Here is a 13,023-nt window from a genome sequence, read left to right as displayed (position 1 = left end):
CCCCAATAATTAATTTTATCAATATAAATTGCAGCCCAAATCTACAAACACTCACTGAAAGCTGCTTCTATAATTGAACAACCTGCTTTCAAACTCGGCATATCAATTGTTAATGGAGGTAATAACTTAATCACAGTATCATTTCTTCCAGATCTTTCGATAATTAACCCTTTTTCAAAACAACGTGTAGTAATGTCTTTTGCTAAACCACTACCGCCGAAATTTGCCAAATCAATACCCCAGATCATCCCAATTCCTCGGATCAGTATTTTGTCACTAATTGACGCTATTTTTTGATAAAGAAAATTTTCTAAAAACAACTCTTTGATTTTCACATCCTGCTCAAGATTGCTAGTTTCTCTATATTCTAGAGCCGCAGTTGCAGCGATAAATGCTAATTGATTACCTCTAAAAGTGCCGTTATGCTCACCAGGTTCCCAAATATCTAATTCTGGCTTAATTAATAATAGTGACATGGGAAAACCATAGCCACTAATTGATTTAGATAATATGACTATATCGGGAACAATACCTGCTCTCTCAAAAGAAAAGAAAGAGCCTGTTCTCCCACAACCAACTTGAATATCATCACAAATTAATAAAATATCATGTTCATCGCATAATTTTCTTAACCTTTGCATCCATTCAATTGGAGCAACGATAACTCCCCCCTCTGCTTGAACCGTTTCAAAAATGATTGCGGCTGGTTTTTCAATACCCGAACTAATATCATTCAATACTGACTCCATGTATTGAATCGTGTCAAAACTATCCATAAATCCATAGGGATAGGGCATAAATGTGACATTACTTAATGTTCCAATTCCTCCGGCTCGGATATTCGTATTTGCAGTAACTGATAAGCTACCTAAAGTCATGCCATGATATGCTCCCATAAACGAGAATATACCCGGTCTTTTCTTCACTTTTCTCGCTAGTTTTAAAGCAGCTTCAACTGCATTTGTACCAGTTGGTCCACAAAATTGAAGACGATAATCTAACTGTTTTTTATTTAGCAATACCTCATTAAATTTCACGATAAACATCTCCTTCGCAGAAGTATACATATCTAAGCCGTGGGCAATACCATCGGCATCTAAATATGCCAGAACTTTCTGTTTGATGTATTCATGATTATGTCCATAATTTAATGCTCCTGCTCCTGCAAAAAAATCTAGATATTCTCCACCAGATTCTGAGTAAATAATCGCCCCTTTTGCACGATGAAATACAACCGGAAAACTACGACAGTAGCTTCTAATGTTTGATTCACACTGTTCAAATATGTTCATATAATATGAGTTGAATTTAGATAAATTCTAGGGCTGACAATTCTTGCTCTAAAGTTAGGGTAATATTCTGTTGTCTTTGTGTCGAAAATGAGAGGCTTTTGATTTGCTTGTCGTTATTAACCACCAAGTCATTTAAAAAGATTTCCACATCTTTGAGAATGGCGATAATAGTATCAGTTGCAAATCTTCGGGAATCGTAAGAAATAGCAATCAATAACTCTTTATTTGGATAAACAACCAAATTGAGTGGGTAATTATTTCTGTAATATACTTCTTGGTGTTGAAATTCTATATTTCCCTGCCAATCTTTAATAAATTCACTAACTGGGAAATTTTCAATTACTACAATAGTTTCAAACAGAGGTAAATTACGGGGAATTTCACTCCATTTGTGGGCTTCTGTTAATGGGGTATATTCATAGTTACGAGCTTCAACCAGTTGAAGTTGAAAACGCTGTAGCCATGATAGTAAAGACTGTTCACCATCTACATCGACATGAATGGGTAGGGTATTAACAAACATACCCACCATTGACTCGACTCCATCCATCTGCGGGGGTCGTCCAGTTACCGTGCAGCCATATAATACTTGATCACAACAAGAATAGCGGCTAAGAAGAATCGCCCAAACACCATTAATTATAGTTGCTAAGGTGAGATGATGTTGAGTGGCAAAAGCATTTAATGCTTGAGTATTTTTTAGGGATAGCTGAATGATTTCCTCGCTGTATCTAATTTCTGGGGTGGGGGATAGATCATTGTTAATATTTTCGATATATGTGAGGGGGGTTGGTGCTTCAATTCCCGCTAATGTTTGTCGCCAAAAAACTTCTGCTTTAGATATATCTTGTTGCTGTAACCAATTAATATAGTCGCGGAATGGACGAGTTGGTGTTAAGCAAATTTCCTGATTTTGACAAAGCGCTCCATAAATTTCGACAAACTCTTGGAATACCAGAGAACCTCCCCAACCATCTATAATAATATGATTCATGCTCCAAACATATTGGTAAGAATCATGACTGAGACGAATCACAGTATGGCGCATCAAACATGGTTGAGCAAAATCAAAATTATTTTGGCGATCGCTCAGAATTAAGGATGTAAATTGGCTTTTTTGGGTAGCTGGATCTATGTCACACCAGTCATAGTAATCTAGCGGTACTTGGACTTGATTGTAGACAATTTGTAATGGATTTTCAATTTCGTGCCAATAAAAACCAGTCCGTAAAATTGGATGCCTATCTATCACTAACTGCCAAGCTTTTGTAAATGCCTCTAGATCAAGATTACCCTGGATATTAAAGATATGTTGGAAAAAATACAAAGACAATTCGCTTTCATACAAACAATGGAATAGCATTCCTTTTTGTACAGGTGTGAGTTCATATATATCTTCCGCCTGTTTTTCTTGCATTAAACTAGATTTTATGCTGTTTGAATGCAAATCAGATACTTCTTGAATTTCCAAATTTTCTTGAGTCTTGACAATTGACTCCAATGCTAAGTTTGTGGCTAACTCAGCAATTGTTTGATGTTGAAAAAACTGTTGAGTTGTTAATTTTAAACCAGCTTTATTCGCATTAGAAGCAATCTGAATTGTGTTGATTGAGTTTCCCCCTAACTCGAAGAAATTATCATGAATCCCGATTTGATCAATTCCGAGAATTTCCTGCCAAATATCAGTCAATATGCATTCGACCTTTGTTTGTGGCGTAACATAGGTATTACCTAAATTTGGACGAGAATGTTTAGCTTTAGATAGATTAACTGAAGATAATTTTCCTGCTTGTAAAGCATCTTCTAAATATTTATCAGCATTACTTTGCTGGATTAAACTAGGCAAATCCTGTGTTGAAATCACAACATGAGGCAAATTGCTCCCCATAACACGATTAAAAACCTCTATCCCTTCTTCAGGTAATATGCCTTTTTTAATCATTTCCTCCCGCTTTTGTTTGAGTCCATCTGGCAGTACAGTTTCTACAGCTAGTCCCACCTCTTGCCAAGTATCCCAACTGATTGATATTGTTAGACCCGATGAAGCAGTTCGACTAGTAGCAAAAGCATCAAGAAAAGCATTAGCAGCACAGTAATCAATCTGTCCAAATTCACCCAAAATCGCAGTTTTAGACGAACAGACCACAAAGAAATCCAGATTTAGCTGTTGACAAATATCGTCTAAAATTAACGTGCCATCGACTTTTGCCGCTAACACATTCCTAACCATTTCTTGAGTTTTGAGTTGAGTCACACCACCACCAGCAACACCCGCTGCATGGATCACACCATTAATTTGACCAAATTTTTGCAATGCTTGATTAACAACGGCTTGCATTTGTTGGGAATCAGTCACATCGGCACTTGTCACCATAAACTGCATACCCGATTCTTCAAGCGATCGCATTTTCTGAATTTTCCTGCTTATTCGATCTTCAGAACCGTGAGTTAGTTGGTATTGCTCCCATTGGCAACGCTCAGGTAGTCCTCCCCGTCCGATTAAAATTAACTTAGCTTGGACTGTTTTGGCTAAATGTTCGGCTAATACTAAACCAATACCACCAAGTCCACCCGTAATTAAGTAAACTCCACCTTGTTTAAATTTAGCTTTGCTGCCAAAGTTATCATCTAAGGCTACAGGTTCAAAGCTTTGCAACCAACGGTAAGAACCCCGGTAAGCTACTATTTGATTGTTTTGTATTTTTCCAATTTCTGCTAATAAATTGTTTAGAACTTTTAGTGATATAGAACTATCAACCGACTCTATAACTAAATCCACAAGGCTACAGTTAATATTACCATATTCTTTCGGAATTACTTTACATGCTCCCAAAATTGTTGCTTTCTGTGGGCATAATTTTTCCTCCCCAATCACACTATATAGATTATTGGTGACAACCAACAATTTGCAAGGATTGAAACTATCTTGCTTGCCAATTGCTTGTGCTAAGTATAGTAGGCTATAAAACCCAAAATACTGATAATTCTCGGTTAACTGTGATTCCTCTTTAAGTAAAATATCATTGGGTGCAATACTCCAATAATGACAAATAGTATTAGGTTGAAAATCTCGTTTTTGTAGGTCTTTTAGTAATACCTCATAGTCTTCCGGTCTTTGAGGATTAATTACATATCTGTGGCGATCAAGTTGGCAAAATTCATCCCCTATTTCTACGGTGATGACATCTTCACCTTGTTGTGTAAGCAGTTGTTTAAATTGGTCTGCAAACTCATATTTATCAGCAAAAACTAAACAAGCTAATTTTTGTTGAGTTTCTTTTTGTTGATGGCTAATCTCAAGCGGTATCGATTGTTTCCAAACTGGAAGATAAAACCAGTCAGTAATATTTGGTCGTTTTGATAACGATGGCTGTAAAGGTTTTTCTAACTCAGATGAAGTGTCTAAGTCAATTGAATAACGCCGATTTTGTACAATATATTGGGCTGAATTAACTTCTAATAATCTTGGGGAAACTGTTGGCTCTAGCCAGTAACGCTGACGCTCAAATGGGTAGGTTGGTAAAGGTAGACGATGACGCTGTTCACGAATATAAAAACCCGACCGATTAATCTGAATACCTGACATCCACAATCGACCTAAATTACTGAGTATAAATGCTACCTCTGATTGTTGCTCTTGGGGATGGGGAAGCGATGTCAGCACCGTCAATTCTTGTTGTCGCTGTTGTCTGGCAAAAGTACTCAGTGTCCTCCCTGCTCCGACTTCCAGCAACACAGAACCCGGCGTTTTGAGTAGTTCAGTTAGTCCTTGGCAAAAATGTACGGGTTGTCTGAGGTGATTAGCCCAGTAATTAGGATTCGTTGCCTCGGATGCACTAATCCAAGTCCCACTCACATTTGAGATAAACGGTATTTGCGGAGGATTGAGTGTGACTGTTTGTACCAATTCCCTAAAAGTTTCTAGGATTGGTTCCATCATCGGTGAATGGAAGGCATGGGAAGTATGTAATCTTCGACAGGAGACCCCAATTTCCTGTAAATGCCGCTGTAATTCCTCAATGGCTTCAGTTGCACCCGACACAGTGCAGTAGGAAGTTGTATTCACAGCAGCCAAAGATATATTTTCTGTGAGTAGGGGTTTTATTTCCAGTTCCGAAAGTTGAACTGAGAGCATTGTCCCTCCAGGCAATTGCTGCATCAGTTTTCCCCTATTTGCCACCAAAAAAAGGGCATCTGCTAGGGAAAAAACTCCCGCCACAGTTGCAGCTACATATTCACCGATGCTGTGTCCAATCATGGCTTGAGGTACAATTCCCCACGATATCCACAATTGAGCTAAAGCATACTCAATCACAAATATTGCTGGTTGAGCAAAACAGGTTTGTTTGAGTTTTTCAGCTGCTAGATTTTTTTCTGACTCCGATGGATAAATTAGTGATTGCAAATCTAACCCTAAATGAGGCATCAAGATTGAGCAGCAATGTTCAACATGATGCCGAAATAATGGTTCTGTTGTGTAGAGTTCCTTCCCCATGTCTACGTATTGAGAACCCTGCCCAGGAAACATAAAAGCGAGGGAAGGATTTTCCCTAGACTCTTGCGACTGATTGAAAATACGCTGCGAGACTGGTGTACTTAATTCCTGTATGGCATCCTCAGTATCACTACAAACTAGTATTCTGCGATGAGCGAAATCTCTCCGTCCTAGTTGCAATGTATATGCCACGTCTGCCAGATTTGCATGGGGATTTAATTTCAGATACTGGGTAAGATTTTTTGTGGCAGCCTCTAAAGCAGAAGCACTTTTTGCAGACAGTAGCAGTAATTGCCAACCACGAGAAGGACTGGAATCGGTAAATATGGGAGCCTCTTCTAAGACTACATGGGCATTGGTTCCTCCCATCCCTAAAGAACTCACACCAGCACGACGGGGTGTAAAAGTGGGTTTCCAGTCTTTTAGTTGTGTATTTACAAAGAATGGGCTGTTAGCAAAATCAATTTGGGGGTTAGGCTGCCGAAAATTTAAACTTGGTGGAATTAGTTGATGCTTGAGAGCAAGAGATGTCTTAATTAATCCGGCGATTCCTGCTGCTGCATCTAGATGACCAATATTAGTTTTGACTGAGCCGATGGCACAAAAACCGCTTTTTTCTGTACTAGCGCGGAAAACCTTAGTTAGGGCTGCAATTTCAATCGGATCGCCTAAAGAAGTACCAGTACCATGAGCTTCGATATATTGAATTGTTTCCGGCTCTATTTCGGCTAATGCGATCGCTTCGGCAATTGCTTCTGCTTGTCCATCTACACTAGGTGCAGTAAAGCCAACTTTGCCAGAACCATCATTATTGATTGCCGTACCTTTAATGACTGCATAGATGTAATCCCGATCTGCGATCGCGTCACTTAATCGCTTCAGAACCACAACTCCTACCCCACTACCAATAGTTGTTCCCTGAGCATTGGCATCAAAAGCACGACAATGACCATCAGGAGATAATGTCCCCCCTTGCTGATGTAAAAAACCTGTCTTTTGTGGGACTCGAATCGAAACCCCTCCCGCCAAAGCCATATCGCACTGGTAACTTTGTAAACTTTGAGATGCCAGAATAGTCGCAACCAAGGATGTTGAACAAGCGGTTTGAACTGTGATACTGGGTCCTTTAAGGTTTAATTTATAAGCAACCCGAGTAGAGAGGAAATCTTTATCATTACCAATTAACTTTTGATACGATTCTGCTGAACCCAATCCATCCTGATGTACGTCAAAAGATAAATAGTTATTTAAGCTAGCTCCAGCATAAACGCCAATTCTAGCATCGCATTTCGTTGAGTCATAGCCAGCATTTTCTAAAGCTTGCCAAGCAGATTCTAAAAACAGACGCTGCTGAGGGTCAGTAACTTCAGCTTCCTTTGGATTAATATCAAAAAACCCTGCATCAAATAAATCAATATCTTCTAAAATCCCCCCGGCTTTGACATAATTGGGGTTATCCAACAAACTTGCGGGTACTCCAGCCTCAACTAATTCTGCGTGAGAAAAAAATGATAATGACTCAACACCATTACATAAGTTTTGCCAAAAAGATTCTACATTGTTTGCTCCAGGAAAACGCCCTGACATGCCGATGATGGCTATTCCTTCGATTGATTCATTGATATTTTCAATATTGCTTTCTATACTCATATGATCCAACCTTCTTTGTTGATTTGATTTTAAATTTAATTTTCTAAAAAAATCCGGGTTTCATCATAGATGAGGTTTATCTCTTTTTCCTTTGATTTTTCAATAATTGTTTTTTCTTTTCTACACGTTGATCAATTTCTTGAAACAGAGGTTTCTTTTCCTGTTTTTGACTGAAATATTCTGCCAAAGAGTCAATGGTTGGATTTTGGAACATTGTCACTACTGATATCTCACGTTGGAAAGTCTCACATAGTTGACGATTGACTTGCAATATTAATAGTGAATGTCCACCCAGATCGAAAAAATTATCATGGATACCTACTTTGTCTACACCTAAAACCTCTTGCCAAATTTGGGCGATTTGTTGTTGGATGACGGACTGGGGTGGCTGAAAAGGTGCAGTTAATTCTGGACGTAAATTATCTGGTGTTGGTAAGCTACGACGATCGACTTTTCCATTGAGTGTTAAGGGTAAAGCCTCCAATATCACAAAGGCACTAGGAATCATATAATCGGGTAATTTTTGTTTAAGAAAACCTCGCAATTCATCGATAGATAGTGTTGCATCCCCAGAAGTAACTAAATAGGCAACCAAACGAAGGTCATTTGCGATGTCTTGTCTCGCTACTACTACCGTTTCTTGTACCTGTGGATGCTGTTCTAATAAGGCTTCAATTTCTCCTAATTCCAGACGATTTCCGCGAATTTTAACTTGATAGTCAATTCTGCCTAAAAACTCGATATTTCCATCGGGACGATACCGAGCTAAATCTCCGGTTTTGTAGAGACGGGTACTTACACCATCTAGTTGGAGATTTTGGAGATTGGTGAATGGATGAGGAATAAACTTTTCTTGAGTTAATTGTGGTTGATTTAAATAACCCCGTGCTAACCCCAAGCCACCAATATATAATTCACCTTTCACACCCAATGGGACGGGTTTTAAATGTCGGTCTAAGATAAATATTTGAGTATTGGCAATTGGACGACCAATAGGAACAATATTTTCGTGATTACTTTCTTGATTCCCCGGTTTACAACACCATGCTGTGACATCGATGGATACTTCTGTTGGACCATAAAGGTTATGTAATTTTGCCTCAAAGCTTTGAAAAAATCGCTGCTGTAAGTCCCAGGATAAAGCTTCACCGCTACAAATTACATGTTTGATAGTCTTACATTGTTGATGTTGTGTCTCTCCTAAGAAAATTTGCAACATTGAAGGTACAAAGTGAAGTACGCTGATTTGCTGCTGGGATATTAGTTCGCTTAAATAACGTGGTTCTTGATGACCACCTGGTTTAGCAACTACTAGCACTGCACCCGTTAGTAATGTCCAGAAGAATTCCCAAACGGAGACATCGAAACTAAAGGGAGTCTTTTGTAAAACTCGATCGGCTGATGTTAGTTGATAAGTATCTTGCATCCACAACAGACGATTACACAAACCATGGTGGGTATTCATGACTCCTTTGGGTTTTCCTGTGGAGCCAGATGTATAAATTACATAGGCGAGGTTTTCAGGTTGTACATCACTAATGAGATTTTGAATACCACAATTTGCGTATACCAGATCTTCAATTTTTACAAATTGCAACTGCTCTTGATAAGGTAATTCTTTCCCTAGTTGGGATTGGGTTAAGACCACTTGTACTTGAGCATCTGCTAGCATGAACGCTAGTCTTTCGTGGGGGTATGATGGGTCAAGTGGCAAATATGCTCCACCAGCTTTGAGGACGGCAATTAGCGCTACCACCATTGAAAGCGATCGCTCCATGTAAATACCCACGACGGTATCTGGTTTAACCCCTTGTTGCTGTAAATAATTCCCTAGCTGATTCGCTTGGGTATTTAACTCTTGGTATGTTAATTTTTGGTTTTCAAAGATGACGGCAACCGCATCTGGTGTTTTCTCTACCTGCTCCTCAAACAACTGATGAATACATTTTGCATGGGGATAGTCTTTTTTCGTATTATTCCAGTCTATTAATAATTGCTGTACCTCCGGCTGGGTTAGTATTTGTAATTGGGAAATATTTTGCTCTGGTTGACTAACTATACTTTCCAGTAATGTCTGGTAATGTCCCAGCATTCTGGTAATAGTATCTGTATTGAATAAATCTGTGTTGTACTCGCAAGTTGCCACTAACCCTTGTTCTGAATCTTCCTCCATAAACAATGTCAAATCGAATTTTGATGTACCGTTATGTCCTTCTCCATAACTGAGTGATCGATTTGATAAGCTCAAATTTGGTTTGGGAACACTTTGGAGTACAAACATTACTTGAAATAGAGGGTGATAGCTGAGATCCCGGTTCGGCTTTAGATCCTCCACTAGTTTTTCTAAAGGTAAATCTTGGTGAACATATGCTTCTAAAGCAGTTGACTTGACCTGTGCTAACAAATCCTGAAAACTTGGGTCTCCAGATAAGTCTGTCCGCAATACCAAAATATTGATAAATAATCCTATTAATGCCTTAACTTCTGCTCGGTTCCGACCCGCGATGGGTGAACCAACAAGAATATCTGTCTGATCCGTATATTTATGCAGCAGGATTTTAAAGGCAGTGAGCAGGGTCATAAATAAAGTGACTCCTTGCTGACGGCTCAAACGATTTAGTTGTTTTACCAGGTTTGGATCAAGAAGCAATTTTGCTTGAGCACCTTTAAATGTCTGAACTGCTTGACGGGGACGATCTGTGGGTAAGTCGAGTACAGGTAAATCTCCCTGTAATTTCTCTCGCCAATAGCTCAATAGGGGTTGAATACACTCGTTATCCAAGGATTGTTGTTGCCAATTGACGAAATCTCGATACTGATTTGGTAGTTCCGGTAATAATGGCTGTTGACCACTAGAAAACGCATCATAAAGCGTTGCTAGTTCTTTTAGTAAAACTCCAATTGACCAACCATCTGCAATTATATGATGTAGAGTTACAATTAAATAATAATTTTTATCATTTATTTGGCAAATTTTAGTACGCAACGGCAATGAAACAGATAAATCAAAGGGTTGCTGTGCAAATTCACTGGTTAAATGCTGTATTAGAGAATCCGGTTGTTGCTGTGCTAATGTCTGTACTTTTTCAACATTTAGGGTCAGAGGTACAGGTTGATTGATTACCTGAACAGGTTGCTGATTGATGACTGTAAAGCTAGTACGCAATACTTCATGTCGGCGAATAATTTCGTTCAGACTCTCCTGTAGGGCTGGTAAATTGAGGTTCCCCTTAAGGTTGATAATAATGGGGATATTGTATGTAGGGGCATTGGGAGTTAGCTGATGGATAAACCATAATCCCTGTTGAGTAAAAGATAAAGGATAAGTAAGTGTAGGGGGGTTGTTGCGGTGGTGGGTTACGGGTGGTGACGGTAATTCCTTGGTCGCCACTTGATCAAGTATCTTGGTGACAAGCGATCGCGTACTCATCCCAGAAAACAAATCTGTAACGGATATTTCTACTTCTAAATCAGTCTCTATCTGGTTTTTGAGGTCAAATACTTTTAAAGAATCAAGACCGAGACTCGTTAATGGTTCTTCTGGGTGGATATCGCTGGATGCGATCGCTAAAACTCTTCCTTGCTGTTCAATTAAATATGATTCTAAAAGCGCTTGACATTCCTTTGGAGAAAGCGACAAAAGCTGAGAACCCTGTAATTGTGTTGATTTGCTGGTAGTATTCTTATTTTTAAGAATATTGCTGCTAACTATATTTAGTTCGCCATTCTCAAACTGAGTACAAGTTGTACATCGTTGAATCTTGCCACTAGATGTTTTGGGGATACTACCTGGTTTGATTAAAACAACTGCATAAACTAGCACCTCATGTTCTTCAGTCACAGCCTGACGAATTGCGTTAACGACTTCTTCAATATTCGGTCGAGCGCGAAACTCTAATTCCTGGACAATTACGAGCTTTTCTTCATCACTAACTTCGACTGTAAACGCTGCACTAGCACCGGGACGCAAAGATGAATGACTGCGTTCAGCAGTTAATTCTATATCCTGGGGGTAAAGATTGCGACCCCGAATGATAATCAAGTCTTTGGCTCTACCCGTAATAAAAAGTTCTTCATCCTGCAAAAAACCCAAATCTCCTGTCCGCAGAAATGGTCCTTCTCTCGTATCTGATACATAAGCATCGAAGGTGTCTGCTGTTTCTTCTTGACGATTCCAATAACCTTGACCAACACTCAAGCCAGATACCCAAATTTCCCCAATTTCATCAGCTTCACAACTCTTAAGTGTTTCCGGATTGATGATGATTACCTTCTGTCCTGGGATGATTCGACCACAACTAACAAAATGATGAGGATCTTCATTTCCCCCTGTAACAGATGATTTCACAACTCGGTTTGATTCTAATGCAGATCTAAGAACTGATTTCACCTGTGGTGAAGTAGCTTTCTGCACACCGGAAATCATCAGGGTAGTTTCAGCCATTCCATAACAAGGATAGAAAGCCTCTCTACGGAAACCACACTGTGAAAAAGCTTCTGCAAAACGCTCTAAGGTATCATGACGAATCGGTTCGGCACCATTAAATGCCACACTCCAGCTACTCAAGTCGAGAGTTGCTTTTTGCTCTGGAGTGATTTTTTGCACACATAAATCGTAGGCAAAATTAGGTCCCCCACTTGTTGTCCCTTGGTAACGGGAAATTGCCTGCAACCAACGATAGGGACGCTGGAGAAAAGAAGCTGGTGGCATGATAAGGCAAGGAAAACCACCGTATAAAGGTTGTAAAATACCACCAATAAGACCCATATCATGGTACATTGGCAGCCACGTCACAAACTTGCTTTCCGGGGAATGTTCCATAAATTGGTAAGTTGTCTGGGCATTATGCAGCAAATTACCATGGCTAATCATCACACCCTTGGGTATTCCCGTGGAACCAGAGGTATATTGCAGGAAAGCTAAGGTATTTGTATTAATATTAGGTTTCTGCCAACAATCTTCTAACCCTTCTGTCAAATTATCAGTAGTCAACCACTGCAAGGATTGCAATTCGGTCTTTTCGGTCATTAAAGACTGGACTGTAGATAAAATTTCCGTGGTAGTGAGTGCAATGGCAGCTTGTGCATCTGCGGAAATCGCCTGAATTCTCGGCGTATTGCGCTGATTTCTGGGAGGATACGCAGTTACAGCTACAACTCCTGCATATAAACAGCCGAAAAAGGCAATTAAAAAATCTAGCCCTGCGGGATACAGCAACAAAGCACGCTGTCCCGTTAAATCCAATTCTTGTAACTTTGCTGCAACTCTTCTTGCAAGTCGATCTAATTCCTGATAGGTAAGCTTGAGTTGTTCTGTTTCTCCATCCAGTAGATAGGTGAAAGCAGTTTGATTTGGTTGGGTAAAACTTCTGAAACTTAGCAGTTCAACAACCGTAGAATAATCCTGTACGTCAAGCCCGTTGTTTGTGTACCCTCTGACGGAAAAGGCATCACTTGCTTGTTTGAAGCTATGAGAATATTGATTCATTTTCGGTAGCTAGATGCAGCTGATGCACCAATGACTTTATTTTTTCTAATTAAAGGATATTCAACCCAAAAATAACTGGTGGAGGCAAGTAGACGAGT

General features: G+C 39.5%; 3 protein-coding genes. All 3 read right to left on the bottom strand.

The features are described from left to right. Window positions 1-41: 41 nt before the first annotated feature. The 3 genes from ectB to CAL6303_RS12665 all read right to left on the bottom strand — a co-directional run bounded on the left by ectB (window position 42) and on the right by CAL6303_RS12665 (window position 12,925). Window positions 42-1,292, bottom strand: coding sequence for a diaminobutyrate--2-oxoglutarate transaminase (gene ectB, locus CAL6303_RS12675; protein ID WP_015198214.1), 1,251 nt, complete (start codon window positions 1,290-1,292; stop codon window positions 42-44). Window positions 1,293-1,308: 16 nt separating this feature from the next. Next, the gene (locus CAL6303_RS12670; RefSeq protein WP_015198213.1) at window positions 1,309-7,437 is read right to left on the bottom strand and encodes a type I polyketide synthase; all 6,129 of its coding nucleotides are present in this window, start codon (window positions 7,435-7,437) and stop codon (window positions 1,309-1,311) included. 76 nt (window positions 7,438-7,513) lie between these two features. Next, window positions 7,514-12,925 carry a non-ribosomal peptide synthetase gene (locus CAL6303_RS12665; RefSeq protein WP_015198212.1) on the bottom strand — a complete coding sequence of 1,804 codons (5,412 nt, stop codon included), beginning with the start codon at window positions 12,923-12,925 and terminating at the stop codon, window positions 7,514-7,516. Window positions 12,926-13,023: the final 98 nt, after the last annotated feature.

Origin of the sequence: Calothrix sp. PCC 6303, from assembly GCF_000317435.1 — a bacterium.
GTDB lineage: Bacteria > Cyanobacteriota > Cyanobacteriia > Cyanobacteriales > Nostocaceae > PCC-6303.
Note: the sequence above shows the minus strand (reverse complement) of the source record. Positions and strands in the feature narration are given on the sequence as shown.

Coding starts and splice junctions, on each gene's coding strand:
- CAL6303_RS12670 (WP_015198213.1), bottom strand. CDS start 7,437: ATGAGTATAGAAAGCAATATTGAAAATATCAATGAATCAATCGAAGGA.
- ectB (WP_015198214.1), bottom strand. CDS start 1,292: ATGAACATATTTGAACAGTGTGAATCAAACATTAGAAGCTACTGTCGT.
- CAL6303_RS12665 (WP_015198212.1), bottom strand. CDS start 12,925: ATGAATCAATATTCTCATAGCTTCAAACAAGCAAGTGATGCCTTTTCC.